Below are 16,316 nucleotides of genomic sequence, written 5' to 3'. Positions count from 1 at the left end.
TGAAGAATTGAGTATCTAAAGGAAAAGCGATGAGTACTACTGCTTTGGTAGAAGGCAAGATCGTACAGTGCATCGGCGCGGTGATCGACGTGGAATTTCCGCGTGAAACCATGCCGAGGATTTACGACGCGCTCATTCTCGAAGGTTCGGAACTGACCCTCGAAGTTCAACAACAGCTGGGCGACGGCGTCGTCCGTACCATTTGTCTGGGTGCATCGGACGGTCTGCGCCGCGGTACGACGGTGAAGAACACCGGCAAGCCGATCAGCGTGCCGGTCGGCAAGCCGACCCTCGGCCGGATCATGGACGTGCTGGGTCGCCCGATCGACGAAGCCGGCCCGATCAACTCGGACGTGGTTCGCGGTATTCACCAGAAGGCTCCGGCGTTCGACGAACTGTCGCCGTCGACGGAACTGCTCGAAACCGGCATCAAGGTTATCGACTTGATCTGCCCGTTCGCGAAGGGCGGTAAGGTTGGCCTGTTCGGTGGCGCCGGCGTGGGCAAGACCGTGAACATGATGGAACTGATCAACAACATCGCTAAGGAACACGGTGGTTACTCCGTGTTCGCCGGTGTTGGCGAGCGTACCCGCGAAGGGAACGACTTCTATCACGAAATGAAGGACTCGAACGTTCTCGACAAGGTCGCGCTGGTGTACGGCCAGATGAACGAGCCGCCGGGCAACCGTCTGCGCGTCGCGCTGACCGGTCTGACGATGGCTGAGCACTTCCGTGACGAAGGTCTCGATGTGCTGTTCTTCGTCGACAACATCTACCGTTTCACGCTGGCAGGCACGGAAGTGTCGGCACTGCTCGGCCGTATGCCGTCGGCAGTGGGCTATCAGCCGACGCTGGCTGAAGAAATGGGTAAGCTGCAAGAGCGTATTACGTCGACCAAGACCGGCTCGATCACGTCGGTTCAGGCCGTGTACGTCCCTGCGGATGACTTGACCGACCCGTCGCCGGCCACGACTTTCGGCCACTTGGACGCAACGGTCGTGTTGTCGCGTGACATCGCTTCGCTGGGTATCTACCCGGCGGTCGACCCGCTCGATTCGACCTCGCGTCAGATCGACCCGAACGTGATTGGCGAAGAGCACTACGCAATCACGCGCGGCGTGCAGCAAACGCTGCAGCGCTACAAGGAACTGCGCGACATTATCGCGATTCTGGGCATGGACGAACTGGCGCCGGAAGACAAGCTCGCCGTGGCGCGCGCTCGTAAGATCCAGCGTTTCCTGTCGCAGCCGTTCCACGTCGCTGAAGTGTTTACGGGTTCGCCGGGCAAGTACGTGCCGCTGAAGGAAACGATTCGTGGCTTCAAGATGATCGTTGAGGGCGAGTGCGACCACCTGCCGGAACAAGCGTTCTACATGGTCGGCACGATCGACGAAGCCTTCGAAAAGGCCAAGAAGATCCAGTAAAGGTCGGGTGTAACGAAGCGGGCGCCGGCGTCTCGCGCGGAACGGATACCATCACGGTATTGAATCGCAAAACCGGCGCCTCTTACTACGCTCAACCCAGCCTTGCATGTGACGAGAGTAAGCACTAAAGCGCTAACTCTCGTCGAGCTTTGCATGGGACCAGAGTAAGCGCTAAAGCGCTAACTCTGATCGGCACAGGAGTCGACACTTATGGCAACAATCAAGGTAGACGTCGTCAGCGCGGAAGAGCAGATCTTCTCGGGCCAGGCGAAGTTCGTCGCGCTGCCGGGCGAAGCAGGTGAACTCGGCATTCTGCCGGGCCACACCCCGCTCATCACGCGGATTCGTCCGGGTGCGGTGCGCATCGAAGCTGAAAACGGTGAGGAAGAGTTTGTCTTCGTCGCCGGCGGCATCCTCGAAATCCAGCCGGGCGCTGTGACGGTTCTCGCCGACACGGCTATCCGCGGCAAGGATCTCGACGAAGCCAAGGCTGAAGATGCACGCAAGCGTGCGGAAGAGGCGCTGCAGAACACGGGTTCGAACCTCGAATACGCAACCGCGCAAGCGGAACTGGCGTACGCGACGGCTCAGCTCGCTGCGATTCAGCGTCTGCGCAAGCTGCGCGGTCAGAACTAGGCAATACGTATCAGAAAGAAAGCAGCCTTCACGGCTGCTTTTTTTTGACCTCGACTTGACGTTTACGGAAAGGTCAGCAAAATCGTGCTTTTGAATCGTTGGCGCCACGCCTTGGCAGTAGGGAAACGCGCTGCGGGTAAGACTTGATGCCGGACAGACACACGCCGGTGGCACAATCGATTTCAAATTCATTTCAATAGGCGAGCTTCTGCTCAGCTCACGGAGACAACACCATGGCAACGCACGTGTCAGGCGAAGGTGCACTCATCGAACCCAAAGACGGACTGTCGTATGTCCGTGGATCGACCGACATTCCGCTGAGCGAAGCGACGGTCGGCCAGTTTTTGCGCGATACGGCGGCGCGCTTTCCGGACCGTCCGGCCGTGGTGTTTCGCGAACAGCGTATTCGCTGGACATGGAAGGAGTTCGCCGAAGAAATCGACATATTGGCGGCCGGTCTGCTCACGCTCGGAATCGAGAAGGGCGACCGCGTCGGCATCTGGTCGCCGAATCGCGTGGAATGGTTGCTGACCCAGTTTGCGACCGCGCGCATCGGCGCCGTGCTGGTCAATATCAATCCGGCGTATCGGCTTGCGGAACTGGAGTACGCGCTGAACAAGGTCGGCTGCAAGGCAATCATCGCGGCCGAGCGCTTCAAGACTTCCATGTACTTGGAGATGTTGCAGGAACTCGCGCCCGAGCTGGCCACGCAAGCGCCCGGTGAACTGCACGCGGCAAGGTTTCCCGAATTGCGTTACGTGATTCGCATGTGCGACACGGAAACGCCGGGTATGTTGAGCTTTTCCGACGTGATCGAGCAGGGGCGCGTGTCGCTCGACGTGGCGAAGCTCGACGCTATCGGTGCCACGCTCTCGTGCCACGAGCCGATCAATATCCAGTTCACCAGCGGTACGACAGGCAATCCGAAGGGCGCGACGCTGACCCACCGCAACGTGGTGAATAACGCGCGTTATATCGCGATGGCGATGCGGCTGACCGAGCAGGACGGCTTATGCATCCCCGTCCCGCTGTACCACTGCTTCGGCATGGTGCTGGCGGTGCTGGCATGCGTGTCGGTCGGCGCCAATATGGTGTTTCCGGGCGAGGGCTTCGACCCGGCTTCAACGCTGGCCGCGGTCGCGGAAGAGCAGTGCACCGCGTTGCATGGCGTGCCGACCATGTTCATCGCCGAACTCGATCATCCCAACTTCGCCACCTACGACTTCTCGCGCTTGCGCACCGGCATCATGGCCGGCTCGCCTTGCCCGATCGAGACCATGAAGAAGGTCGTTTCCAGAATGCATTTGAGCGAAATCACCATCGCCTACGGCATGACGGAAACCAGCCCAGTCTCGTTCCAGAGCTCGACGACCGATCCGCTCGACAAGCGCACGACAACGGTCGGCCGCATCCAGCCGCATCTGGAAGTGAAAATCGTCGATCCCCTCGGCGAGATCGTGCCGGTGGGCGAAACCGGCGAGCTGTGCACGCGCGGCTATTCAGTGATGCAGGGCTATTGGGGCGACGAGGCGAAGACGCGCGAAAGCGTTGTCGACGGTTGGATGCATACCGGCGATCTGGCGACGCTCGATGCGGAAGGCTACTGCAACATCGTCGGCCGTCTAAAGGACATGCTGATTCGCGGCGGCGAGAACATCTATCCGCGTGAGATTGAAGAGTTTCTGTTCCGCCACCCGAAGATCCAGAGCGTGCAGGTGTTCGGCGTGCCCGACGCGAAGTACGGCGAAGAGGTGTGTGCGTGGGTCGTATTGCGCTCCGGCGAGCAGGCAACGGCTGAACAGATCCAACAGTTCTGCCAAGGGCAGATTGCGCACTATAAGGTGCCGAAGTACATCCGCTTCGTCGACGAACTGCCCATGACGGTGACCGGCAAGGTGCAGAAGTTCATCATGCGCGAGCAGATGATTAGAGAATTGAAGCTGCGAGAAGATAAGACGGCGTGACGCTCAATGGCTGGTCCGCGCCGGCAAATCATTGCGCAACGCGGGCCAGCCAATAAGGCACAAAGGATAAAACCAGAAGGACGAACCGTTTGCCGTGCAAGTCGCTAAAAGACCGCGAACGTGCCCGAAACAGCGCGCGACCGAACCGCGCAAACGTTTGGCCAGACGAAAAAAAAGCGGGCCTGGAGCCCGCTAAAAACCACACGCTACGGGGTTAGCGCGAGGAGACCAAAGAAGGAACCGACTGAGACGACGACCCTGCGTCGACTACGGCCCCAGCAGGGATGCCCCTTCACAGGGCTTCGGCATACGCCGACCGGCAAGTGCATCGTATCCGCTCACACCACGCACCCAGCCACATCCGTGTTGAAACCGTTGAGGGCATTGTGGGCGAATTAATCTACGAGCGCGGTAACAAAGTGTTTCAGGTTGTAACGCCCGCCAGATAAGGCGCTGCAGGATATATTGCCAAAAAGAAACGATTGAAACGTAATTTTTACCGATGACTCGCTCGCAATTTCATACGCGTGATTGATGCTATTCGCGACGCATAATGCGGCGTAATCCGTTAAGTCGATTCCGCATGAAATGGTTGCACGTTCATCTTTTGGACCAAGCACCCCCGTGTCACAGGTGCTTGCCCGCCGTCACAAACTTCCACAATCCAAATCACGCAGTCGCATTGCGTCGCAACATCCGTCCGGATGCGCAATTGGGGCGCAAAGAACGGGTTCACCGACTGTTGCGGCGGCATTATTGTTCAGGTGTTACTTAACAGCGCCCCGTGCCGTTACATGATTGGCGCGTGAACGAGGGCATTTGGCGTTTCTCGACCGCCGCCGCCTCACAGTGAAAATGAAGAAACGAGGCGGCCTAAAAAACGCATCACGCTACTTCAGCCACTTGTCCGAAATGGCTTGGTATTCGCCTGTTGCCCGCGCAAGGTGCAACCACTGGTCGACGTATTGCTGGAACGACACATCGCCGCGCGGCAGCAGCCAGGCCTTTTCACCATACTGGAAAGGTTTGTCCGGATGAACCGAGCAAAGGCCGGGATTCAGCTTCTGCTGCAACAGGGTTTCGGACGCGTCCGTCACCATCACATCCGCCTTGCCGGCGAGGATCTGCTTGAAGATCGTCACGTTATCCGGATAGACGGTCAGGTTCGCATGCGGAAAGTACTGTTTCGCGAAGCGCTCGTTGGTGCCACCCGGATTGACGATCGCGCGTGTCGCCGGCTGGTCGATCTGCGCGACGGTCTGATATTTGTTGACGTCGTCGCACCGAACGATCGGCGTCTTGCCGTCGACCATGTAGGCCTCCGTGAAAAACGCGCGCTTCTGCCGCTCCAGCGTCGGCGACACGCCGCCCACGCCGACGTCGCATTTAGCGACAAAGTCGTTCATCAGATTCGACCACGACGTCTTGACGTACTCCGTCTTCACGCCGAGCGACTTGGCGAGCGACTCCGTCATGTCGATATCGATGCCTTCGAACTGGCCGTCCGCCTTGTAAAACGAGTACGGTTTGTAGTCACCGGTCGTGCAGGCGCGCAGCGTGCCGCGCGCGAGGATTTCGTCGAGCCGCGAGGGCGTTGCGGTGGTGGCGCTGTTCTGTGCCCCGGCCACGCCTGCGTGCATCAAAACGCCGGCCAGCGCGCCGAGCAATGCGAGTGCTGCCTTGTTCATCGAGTCTCCTTGGTTGTATGTAATTGTTTGGTAAGTCCGTTGGATAATAGCCCGGCAATTCGCGCTTGAACATTGGCCGTTCAGCCAGGTCATGACGCCGCGGCGAGCCCACGGAAAACCCGCCGCGAGCGACGCGCACAACAGTTATTGGCCGGATCAAGCACGATGCGGCGAGCCGGGTCCGGTAAAATGCCCCTTTGCCCTCAGTCGTACGCAACGTGGCCCATAAACTCCTGAACGACACTTTCCTGCGCGCGCTGCTGCGCCAGCCGACCGACTACACGCCGATCTGGCTGATGCGGCAAGCTGGCCGCTACCTGCCCGAATACAACGCCACGCGTGGCCGCGCGGGCAGTTTCCTCGGTCTGGCGAAGAGCCCGGCGTACGCGACGGAAGTCACGTTGCAGCCGCTCGAGCGTTATCCGCTCGACGCCGCGATCCTGTTCTCCGACATCCTCACCGTGCCCGACGCCATGGGTCTCGGCCTCGAATTCGTGACCGGCGAGGGTCCTAAGTTTGTTCGCCCGGTTCGCACGGAAGACGACGTCGCGCGCCTCGCGGTGCCGGACATCGACGCCACGCTGCGCTACGTGACCGACGCCGTGCGCGAAATTCGCACCGCGCTGACCGACGCGCAAGGCCGTCAACGCGTACCGCTGATCGGCTTTTCGGGCAGTCCGTGGACGCTCGCGTGCTACATGGTCGAAGGCGGCGGTTCGGCGGATTTCCGTACGGTCAAGTCGATGCTCTACGCGCGGCCGGATCTGATGCACCGCATTCTCGACGTCAACGCGCGCTCGGTCGCGGCGTATCTGAACGCCCAGATCGAAGCCGGCGCGCAAGCCGTGATGATTTTCGACACGTGGGGCGGGGCGCTGGCGGACGGCGTGTATCAACGTTTCTCGCTGCACTACATCCAGCAGGTGGTGAGCCAGTTGAAGCGCGACCACGACGGCGAAAAAGTGCCGGTGATCACCTTCACGAAGGGTGGTGGCCTGTGGCTCGACGAGATCGCCGAGACCGGTGTGGATGCGGTCGGCCTCGACTGGACGGTGAACCTGAGCAAGGCGCGCGAGCGCGTGGGCGGGAAGGTGGCGTTACAGGGCAATATCGATCCCTCGGTGCTGTTCGCGCCGCCGGCTTCGATCCGCATGGAAGCGCGCGCGGTGCTCGACAGCTTCGGGAATCATCCGGGCCACGTGTTCAACCTCGGCCACGGCATTTCGCAGTTCACGCCACCGGAGAATGTCGCCGAACTGGTGGACGAGGTGCATCGTCACAGCCGGGCGATTCGCAGCGGCGCTCATGCACCGACATGACGCCGTAATCGTTACCATTTTTTGTTGCATTGCAGCGAACTGGGCTCTCGGCCTAAGGGAAAATTTGCAGCCAGCAGGCCGTCAGATGGCGGTCCTGCGAAAGTCAAGACTTGACTTATGCACATTCATCACGCTGCGGCGCGGTAGAAGCTTTAGTCGTGTCCTGGCCCTTGCACATTGCCGGCGCATTTGATCTAAGCCTTGTCTGGCAAGGGTTTCACGGGTCCAGTACAGACTGTGCGGAATCCCACAGAAGGCCGCTGTGGCGCGGTTCTCGGGCCGTCCGGGCAAAGTTCTCAACAAAGTTATCCACAGGCACGCGGACCGATTGCAATTGTTCAGCCGAATCCAAAACTTAGCGCCGAAATTGAAGTTTTACTTTAACTTCGACGGGTTCGCCGTCTGCGCAATGGGCACCACGATGTGGCATCGTGTCGCGCTCATTCCTCTGAACTCTGCAGACGCGTGAGCGACGTGTTCGTCCGCGTCGCGCTGGACCATCCGCTGCCGACCCTGTTCGACTACCGTTGCGACACGCCTGAGCCCGTCACGCCGGGCTTGCTGGTTAGCGTGCCGTTCGGTAAGCGCCATGTCGTAGGGCTCGTCTGCGAAGTGACCGCTCACAGCGACGTGCCGGCAGATCGGCTTCGCTCGGTGAGTGGCGTGTGCACCGCTTGTCCGCCGGTGTCGTCGGAATGGCTGAAGTTGGCCGCGTTCGCCGCCGACTACTACCAGCGTGGTCTCGGCGAAGTCGCGTTGCCCGCGTTGCCGCAGGCGCTGCGCGATGCGTCGCGCTGGTCGCGTCTGTTCGCGCCGGAAGAGCGCTACAGTCTCACGCCCGCGGGCCGCGCCGCGTTGCCCGATGCCCTGCCGGCTCGGGCGAGCGCCTTGCGGAAACTGGCGCAGGCGTTGGCCGAGACGGAGTTCCTGCTCGCCGCCGACGCTCGCGCGCTGCACCCCAAAGCGATTGCAACGCTCGACGCCTGGCAGGCGGAAGGCTGGGTCGCGCTGGACATCATCGAAGCCGCGGCGGCGCTGGCCACCGCCGCCTCGCCTGACGCGCCTGCGCCCACGCTGCCCACGCTCACCGACGAGCAGGCGGCCGCCGTCGAAGCGATCCGCGACGCCGACGGCTTTGCGCCTTTCCTGCTGCACGGCGTGACGGGCAGCGGCAAGACCGAAGTTTATCTGCGCGCACTCGCCGAGATTCTGGCCGCGAAGCCCGACGCCCAGGCGCTCGTCCTCGTACCTGAAATCAATCTGACGCCGCAGTTCGAAGCGGCCTTCCGCGCGCGCTTCGCCGCGCTCGAAGGCACGTCGATCGTCACGCTGCACAGCGGACTTGCGGAAGGCGAACGCGCCCGCAACTGGTTCGCCGCGCACACCGGCCGCGCGCGCATCGTGCTCGGCACGCGGTTGGCGGTGCTCGCGTCGCTGCCGAAGCTCGCGATCATCGTCGTCGACGAGGAGCACGATCCGGCTTACAAGCAGCAGGAAGGCTTGCGCTATTCGGCGCGCGATCTGGCGATCTATCGCGCCAAGCAACTCGGCTTGCCGGTCGTGCTCGGTTCGGCCACGCCGTCGCTGGAAAGCTGGTGGCAGGCCGACCAGGGGCGCTACAAGCGGCTCACGTTGTCGCGCCGTGCTGTCGCCGAGGCCGTGCTGCCCACCGTCAAACTGATCGATCTGGAAGAGGAGCGGCGACGCGGGCGGGCATCGGTGGAAGGTTTGTCGGGGCCGTTGATCGCCGCACTGAAGGCGCGGCTCGAACGCGGCGAGCAAAGCCTCGTGTTCCTGAACCGCCGCGGTTACGCGCCGCAGCTTGCCTGCGACGCCTGCGGCTGGGTTGCCGGCTGCCCACGTTGCAGCGCCTATGTCGTGTTGCATAAGCCCGAGCGTGCGCTGCGCTGCCACCACTGCGGCTGGGAGGCGCGCATCCCGCGTTCGTGCCCGGAGTGCGGTAACGTCGACATCGCGCCGATGGGCCGCGGCACGCAGCGGGTCGAAGAAACGCTGGCGAGCGCAGTGCCCGGCGCCCGCATCTTGCGTATCGACGCCGACAGCACGCGCCGTAAAGGCAGCGCGCAGGCGCTGTTCTCCGACGTCCACGCAGGCGAGGTCGACATCCTCGTCGGCACGCAGATGATAGCCAAGGGCCACGACTTCCAGCGCGTGTCGCTGGTCGGGGTGCTGAACGCCGACACGGCGCTGTTTTCTCACGACTTCCGGGCGAGCGAGCGGCTCTTCGCGCAACTGATGCAAGTGAGCGGGCGGGCAGGCCGCGGGGGTTTGCCCGGCGAAGTGCTGGTGCAAACACGCTATCAGCGCCACGCGCTCTACCACGCGCTGGGCCGCCACGACTATGTCGGCTTCGCCAACTCCACGTTGGCCGAGCGGCGTGACGCGCACTTGCCGCCGTTCGTCTATCAAGCTTTGCTGCGCGCCGAAGGCCGCACGCTTGAGGCAGCGCTCGCCTTCCTGCAACACGCGGCGGCCGAGTTGACCGGCATTGCGGCCGCCGAACGCGTGACCGTGTACGACGCCGTGCCGCTCACCATCGTCAAGGTGATGCACGTGCACCGTGCGCAATTGCTGATCGAGAGCGCGTCGCGGGCCGCCCTGCAGGCGACCTTGCGTGCGTGGCAGCCACTGCTGCGCGGTTTGAAAGGCGTACTGCGCTGGAATCTGGAAGTCGATCCGCTTGACATCTAAGGCGCGCCGCGAAGCCGTCGTCGCCGTTACTCCTTTCAGTCATATTCTTAGAGCGAATGGTCGTTTCGTTTTGCGACGCCGCTCGCCTATATTTCGCCGAATCGGCGCGCTTTCAAGCAAAACTCCAACATTCCCGCGCCGATGCACCTCAACTTCCTCGGGGCATGGCGATGAGCGATAGCAATCCGACGCTGCAAGCCGGCGCGGCGCCGACAAACCGGCAAAGCACGCACGGTGGCGGACTTTTTTCGACTGAAGACTGGTGGGCGGTGTGGGTCGGCCTGCTGGTGATCGTGGTCGCCTGGGCGCTGTTCGCGTCGGGTAGCAGCATCAAGTGGCTGGCGGTGGCGCCGGCCAAATGGTCGAGCGTGGCGCAGGCCGCGCAGGACGTCCGCAAGCATTTGCCGAACTATGCCGCGCTGTTTATCGCGTTCGCGTTGCTATTTGGCGTGAGCCTGGCAGCGCTCAAGCAACGGGTTGGCGCTTTCCTGGCGTCGTTCCTGATCCTGTTCATCGCGTCGGCGCTGATTTTCACGCTGGGCGCGTGGGTCAACGCGTCGAAGTACAACCTCGAGCCGCCGCTCGTCGCGCTGGCGCTGGGGCTGCTCATCTCGAACGTGTTCAAGCTGCCTGAATGGTTTTCGGCCGGCTTGCGCGTCGAGTTCTATATCAAGGTCGGCATCGTGCTACTCGGCGCGACGTTGCCGTTCACGTTGCTGGTGTGGGCGGGACCGGTGGCGGTCGGGCAGGCGACCATCGTCTCGCTCGTCACGTTCTTCGTGATCTTCTTTGCCGCGAAAGCGTTCGGCCTCGACCGGCGTTTTGCCGCTGTGCTCGGCGTCGGCGGCGCGGTGTGCGGCGTCTCGGCGGCCATCGCGATTGCTGGCGCAGTGCGGGCCAAGCGCGAACAGGCTTCGGTGGCGATCACGCTGGTGGTGCTATGGGCGATCGTGATGATCTTCGTGTTGCCGTTCGCATCCCGCTCGCTCGGACTGTCGACCGCGGTCGCCGGCGCCTGGATCGGCACGTCTGAATTCGCCGACGCCGCCGGCATCGCGGCCGCACAGGCCTATGGCGACTTCGCGAAGCACGCGGGCGGCGCGATCGCGGGTGCGCCGGAGGCGTCGTTGCAGGCGTTCACGCTGATGAAGGTGGTCGGCCGCGATATCTGGATCGGCATCTGGGCGTTCGTGCTGGCGATCGTCGCGACGACGCGCTGGGAATCGCAGGACAGCGGCGTCAAAGCCAAGGCCAACGCCGGCGAGATCTGGGCGCGCTTTCCGAAATTCGTGATCGGTTTCGTGATCGCGTCGGCGCTGGTGACGTGGATCGCCAGCCACTATTCACTGGCCGACTACCGCAAAGTCGTGACGCCCGAATTCGTCGCGCCGATCACGGCGTTGCGCACGTGGGCGTTCACCTTCTGCTTCCTGAGCATCGGGCTGACCACGCGCTTGCGCTCGCTCACTGCGACCGGTCTGAAGCCGTTCCTGGCGTTCACGGTGGGCGTGGTGGTCAATATCGCCATCGGTTACGCGCTGTCCGCGCACGTGTTCGCACCGTACTGGAATAGCTTGGGGCAGGGCTCGTGATGAGGCGCGCGGTCCGCATCGACAGTACGACGGATGCGCGCGAAGAGACGCGCGCGCGGTGCTGCGAGGGATGCCGGTACCGCGCGGAGAATCGGGATTCGTTGGAGCAGGACGTTCCGGGTCTCGCCGTGTTCGGTTCCGCATTCGGCGCGAGCGTAGCGGACAGCCGGCTTTGCCGGCTGCACGACCAACTCGTTTCGCCCGGCGACGCCTGCGCGCAGTTCGAGCCGATTCAGCGGCACTGACGCGACGCCTGCGCGCCGTTCAAGCCGAGTCGACAGCGCTGACGCGTCAGCTGCGCGCAGTTCGCGCCGATCCAACGGCGCCGACACGATACCCGTGCGCAGTTCGCACCGATCCAGTAGCGCTGACACGACACCCGCGCGCAGTTCAAACCGACCCACCGACATTGACGCGTGCCGACACCACGCCGCGGCATGAAGCCGGGCGTTGCATTCGTCCTGTCACTGAGTCAGCGGGAAGAGCGGCGCCGCTGCGGCCGGCACGGAACACCGGACGCTACCGTTCAACCGCTCAATCGTTCAATGCGGCCCGCGCGTCGCCCGCCGATGCGCGCGATGCGGCCGGCGTGCGTTCGTCGGCGAGCTCGCGCCTGCCCGGCCCGCTCGTCGCGCCGCGGATGAAGAGGATGGCGCAAGTCGCGCACATCGCCCAGATGCCCAATATCACCAGCCACTTTTCCATTTCGCCTGTCCTCTAAAACCCCGTACCGTTTTTTTGTGCGTGCCCGGAGGCCGCGTGCCGCATGTTCCGTATAACGGCGCGCCGACCTGTTCTGATAAGGGTAAAAGCAAAAAGAATCACGCCAGGGAAAGTACTAGGCGCAACCGCCGTGCCCGCGCCCAGCGCCATCTAGCGCAAACCCCCGCCGCACAAGGCTCTCAACAGGGTGCAACCATGCGCCGAACATGGTTGCACCTTTTTATTGGGAGGCGTACGATTCGCCCAACTTTTAGTCTTTCCCAGCGCATTCGTTTGGTATCCGAAGAAGGAAACATGGCTAGCACCACCCTTGGCGTCAAGGTCGACGACCTCCTGCGTTCCCGGCTGAAAGATGCCGCTACCCGTCTCGAACGCACTCCGCACTGGCTCATCAAGCAGGCCATCTTCGCGTACCTCGAAAAGATCGAGCACGGTCAGTTGCCGCCCGAACTGTCGGGCGTGGCGGGCTCGGCGGATCTCGCCGACGGCGCCACGGTCGAGCAGGAAGAAGACGGCGCGTCGCATCCGTTCCTCGAGTTCGCGCAAAACGTGCAACCGCAGTCGGTGCTGCGCGCGGCGATCACGGCCGCTTATCGTCGTCCTGAGCCGGAATGCATGCCGTTCCTGCTCGGTCAGGCGCGTTTGCCGGCCAACCTCGCGGGCGATGTGCAGGCGATGGCCGGCAAGCTCGTCGAAACGCTGCGCACCAAGAGCAAGGGCGGTGGCGTCGAAGGACTGATCCACGAGTTCTCGCTGTCGAGTCAGGAAGGCGTGGCGCTGATGTGCCTCGCCGAAGCGCTGCTGCGGATCCCCGATCGCGCGACCCGCGACGCGCTGATTCGCGACAAGATCAGCAAGGGCGACTGGAAATCGCACATGGGCCAGGCGCCGTCCATGTTCGTCAACGCCGCGACGTGGGGCTTGATGATCACCGGCAAGCTGGTGACTACCAATAGCGAAACGAGTCTCTCGTCGGCGCTCACGCGTCTGATCGGCAAGGGCGGCGAGCCGTTGATCCGCAAGGGCGTGGACATGGCGATGCGCCTGATGGGCGAGCAGTTCGTCACCGGCGAGAACATCTCCGAAGCGCTGGCCAACAGCCGCAAGTATGAAGCACGCGGCTTCCGCTACTCGTACGACATGCTCGGCGAAGCGGCCACCACCGAAGCCGACGCGCAGCGCTACTACGCGTCGTACGAACAGGCGATCCACGCGATCGGCAAGGCCGCCGGCGGCCGTGGCATCTACGAAGGCCCGGGCATTTCGATCAAGCTCTCCGCGCTGCACGCACGCTACTCGCGTTCGCAGCAGGAACGCACGATGAGCGAACTGCTGCCGCGCGTGCGCTCGCTCGCGATCCTCGCGCGCCGCTACGACATCGGCCTGAACATCGACGCTGAAGAAGCCGACCGCCTCGAAATCTCGCTCGATCTGCTCGAAGCGCTGTGCTTCGATCCGGAGCTGGCCGGCTGGAACGGCATCGGCTTTGTGGTGCAGGCGTATCAGAAACGTTGCCCGTTCGTGATCGACTACATCATCGATCTGGCGCGCCGCAGCCGTCACCGCATCATGGTGCGTCTCGTGAAGGGCGCGTACTGGGATACCGAAATCAAGCGTGCGCAAGTGGACGGCCTCGAAGGCTATCCGGTCTACACGCGCAAGATCTACACGGATGTGTCGTACGTCGCTTGCGCGAAAAAACTGCTGAGCGCGCCCGACGCGGTCTATCCGCAGTTCGCCACACACAACGCGCACACGCTGTCGGCGATCTATTACCTCGCGGGCAACAACTACTACCCCGGCCAGTACGAGTTCCAGTGCCTGCACGGCATGGGCGAGCCGCTATACGAGGAAGTCACCGGCCGCGACAAGCTGAACCGTCCGTGCCGCGTGTACGCGCCGGTCGGCACGCATGAAACGCTGCTCGCGTACCTCGTGCGCCGTCTGCTGGAAAACGGCGCGAACACGTCGTTCGTGAATCGCATTGCCGATGAAACCGTCGCGATCAAGGACCTGATCGCCGACCCCGTCGACGAAGCCTCGAAGATCGTGCCGCTCGGCGCGCCGCACGCGAAGATTCCGCTGCCGCGCAATCTGTTCGGCGCTGAGCGCCTCAACTCGATGGGCCTCGATCTGTCGAACGAGCATCGGTTGGCGTCGCTGTCGTCGGCGTTGCTGGCGAGCGCGCATCATCCGTGGCGCGCCGCGCCGATGCTCGAGGACAACGAAATCGCCGTGGGCGTCGCGCGCGACGTGCGCAATCCGGCCGATCATCGCGACCTCGTCGGCACGGTCGTCGAAGCGACCCCGGAACATGTGAGCGCCGCGTTGGCGCATGCCGTCGCCGCTGCGCCGATCTGGCAAGCCACGCCGGTCGATGCGCGCGCCGATTGCCTCGCGCGCGCCGCCGATCTGCTCGAAGCGCAGATGCATACGTTGATGGGTCTGGTGGTGCGTGAGGCCGGCAAGTCGCTGGCCAATGCGGTCGCGGAAATCCGCGAAGCGATCGACTTCCTGCGCTACTACTCCACGCAGATTCGCGACGAGTTCTCCAACGACACGCATCGCCCGCTCGGTCCGGTGGTTTGTATCAGCCCGTGGAATTTCCCGCTGGCGATTTTCATGGGCCAGGTGGCCGCGGCGCTTGCCGCCGGCAACACCGTGCTCGCGAAGCCGGCCGAACAGACGCCGCTGATCGCCGCGCAAGCCGTGCGCATTCTGCGCGAAGCCGGCGTGCCGGCAGGCGCGGTGCAACTGCTGCCGGGCAATGGTGAAACGGTCGGCGCTGCGTTGGTGGCCGATCCGCGCACTCGTGCCGTGATGTTCACCGGTTCGACCGAAGTCGCGCGCCTCATCAACAAGACGCTGTCGAGCCGCCTCGATCCGGACGGGAAGCCGATTCCGCTGATCGCCGAAACCGGCGGCCAGAACGCAATGATCGTCGACTCGTCGGCGCTCGCTGAACAGGTCGTGGCGGACGTGCTGCAATCGTCTTTCGACTCCGCCGGTCAACGGTGTTCCGCGCTGCGCGTTCTTTGTCTGCAGGACGATGTCGCTGACCGCACGCTGGAGATGCTAACGGGCGCGATGCGCGAACTGGCTGTGGGCAATCCGGACCGTCTGTCGATCGACGTCGGCCCGGTGATCGACCTCGACGCAAAGCGCGGTATCGACGCGCACGTCGCGGCGATGCGCGAAAAAGGTCGCAAGGTCGAACAGCTGCCGATGCCGGACGGTTGCGCGCAAGGCACCTTCGTTCCGCCGACGCTGATCGAACTCGACAGCATCGACGAACTGAAGCGCGAAGTGTTTGGCCCAGTGCTGCACGTGGTGCGTTATCGCCGCAGCCAGCTCGACAAGCTGCTCGAACAGATCCGCACAACCGGCTACGGCCTGACGCTCGGCATCCATACGCGGATCGATGAAACCATCGCTCACGTGATCAGCCGCGCGCACGTCGGCAACATTTATGTGAACCGGAATGTGATCGGCGCGGTGGTGGGTGTGCAGCCGTTCGGTGGCGAAGGTTTGTCGGGCACGGGTCCGAAAGCGGGCGGCGCACTGTACCTGCAGCGTTTGCTCGCCACGCGTCCGGCCGGTTTGCCGAAGTCGCTCGCCCAGGCACTGGTCGCGGATGTACCGCACGGAGCCGAAAACAGCGACAATCCGTCCGCTGCATTGACGGCTTACCGCGACTGGCTGATCGCCGAACAACAGCCGGTGCTGGCCGCGCGCTGCGATGGCTATTTGTCGCATGTGCCTGCCGGCGCCACGGCGGTATTGTCGGGACCGACGGGCGAGCGCAATACGTACACGCTGGGCGCGCGCGGCACGGTGCTGTGTATCGCGTCGACGGCAAGCGGCGCGCGCGTGCAGTTCGCCGCGGCGCTGGCTACGGGAAATCGCGCGTTGTTCGAAGGCGCCGCTGGTGAACAATTGGTGGCGCAGTTGCCCGCCACGCTCAAGTCGCATGCGAGCGTGAAGAAGAGCGCCGATACACCGTTCGACGCCGTGCTGTTCGAAGGCGATAGCGACGAATTGCTGGCGCTGGTGAAGGAAGTCGCGAAGCGTCCGGGCCCGATCGTTTCGGTGCAGGGCGTCGCGGCACGTGCACTGGAAAGCGGCGATGAAGATTACGCGCTCGAGCGTCTGTTGACGGAACGCTCGGTCAGCGTGAATACGGCAGCTGCAGGCGGTAATGCGAATTTGATGACGATCGGTTGAGCGAACCTCATTGATCTTTTCAAAAAAGAAGGAA

10 protein-coding genes are annotated in these 16,316 nt (G+C 63.0%); 8 read left to right on the top strand and 2 right to left on the bottom strand.

Annotated features, from left to right (window positions below; translation table 11 throughout):
• The first annotated feature begins 29 nt into the window (after window positions 1–29).
• From atpD to HF916_RS48490, 3 genes are all read left to right on the top strand, one after another.
• Window positions 30–1,424, top strand: coding sequence for a F0F1 ATP synthase subunit beta (atpD, locus tag HF916_RS48500; protein WP_168795599.1), 1,395 nt, complete (start codon window positions 30–32; stop codon window positions 1,422–1,424).
• A gap of 210 nt (window positions 1,425–1,634) precedes the next feature.
• Window positions 1,635–2,060: a F0F1 ATP synthase subunit epsilon gene (locus HF916_RS48495; protein ID WP_012434800.1), complete on the top strand. Its 426-nt coding sequence runs from the start codon at window positions 1,635–1,637 to the stop codon at window positions 2,058–2,060.
• Between the two features lie 233 nt (window positions 2,061–2,293).
• Window positions 2,294–4,024 (top strand): AMP-binding protein, encoded by a 1,731-nt coding sequence (locus HF916_RS48490; protein WP_168795598.1) that lies wholly within the window; start codon window positions 2,294–2,296, stop codon window positions 4,022–4,024.
• 890 nt (window positions 4,025–4,914) lie between these two features.
• Here the strand turns inward: HF916_RS48490 and HF916_RS48485 are convergent.
• A complete protein-coding gene (locus tag HF916_RS48485; RefSeq protein ID WP_168795597.1) occupies window positions 4,915–5,712 on the bottom strand; it encodes a transporter substrate-binding domain-containing protein in 798 nt (265 codons plus the stop codon).
• A gap of 218 nt (window positions 5,713–5,930) precedes the next feature.
• Between HF916_RS48485 and hemE the strand changes: the two genes are divergently transcribed.
• The 4 genes from hemE to HF916_RS51320 all read left to right on the top strand — a co-directional run bounded on the left by hemE (window position 5,931) and on the right by HF916_RS51320 (window position 11,580).
• On the top strand, window positions 5,931–7,031 hold the full coding sequence (hemE, locus tag HF916_RS48480) for a uroporphyrinogen decarboxylase (RefSeq protein WP_168795596.1): 1,101 nt from the start codon (window positions 5,931–5,933) through the stop codon (window positions 7,029–7,031).
• 465 nt (window positions 7,032–7,496) lie between these two features.
• Window positions 7,497–9,743, top strand: a complete 2,247-nt coding sequence (locus HF916_RS48475) for a primosomal protein N' (protein WP_206001997.1) — start codon at window positions 7,497–7,499, stop codon at window positions 9,741–9,743.
• A gap of 170 nt (window positions 9,744–9,913) precedes the next feature.
• Entirely contained in the window at window positions 9,914–11,335 is a 1,422-nt protein-coding gene (locus tag HF916_RS48470; protein WP_168795595.1) for a YeiH family protein, read from the top strand.
• A 101-nt stretch (window positions 11,336–11,436) separates the two neighbouring features.
• Window positions 11,437–11,580 carry a hypothetical protein gene (locus HF916_RS51320; RefSeq protein WP_240975741.1) on the top strand — a complete coding sequence of 48 codons (144 nt, stop codon included), beginning with the start codon at window positions 11,437–11,439 and terminating at the stop codon, window positions 11,578–11,580.
• Between the two features lie 289 nt (window positions 11,581–11,869).
• Here HF916_RS51320 and HF916_RS48460 read toward each other — a convergent pair whose 3' ends face one another.
• On the bottom strand, window positions 11,870–12,040 hold the full coding sequence (locus HF916_RS48460; protein ID WP_168795593.1) for a hypothetical protein: 171 nt from the start codon (window positions 12,038–12,040) through the stop codon (window positions 11,870–11,872).
• 312 nt (window positions 12,041–12,352) lie between these two features.
• Here HF916_RS48460 and putA point away from each other — a divergent pair, with 312 nt between their 5' ends.
• A complete protein-coding gene (putA, locus tag HF916_RS48455) occupies window positions 12,353–16,282 on the top strand; it encodes a trifunctional transcriptional regulator/proline dehydrogenase/L-glutamate gamma-semialdehyde dehydrogenase (RefSeq protein WP_168795592.1) in 3,930 nt (1,309 codons plus the stop codon).
• Window positions 16,283–16,316 lie beyond the last annotated feature (34 nt).

This window comes from Paraburkholderia aromaticivorans (assembly GCF_012689525.1).
In the GTDB taxonomy this organism is placed as follows: domain Bacteria; phylum Pseudomonadota; class Gammaproteobacteria; order Burkholderiales; family Burkholderiaceae; genus Paraburkholderia; species Paraburkholderia aromaticivorans_A.
The sequence above is the reverse complement of the archived record's forward strand: the minus strand, read 5'-3'. Positions and strand labels throughout refer to the sequence as shown.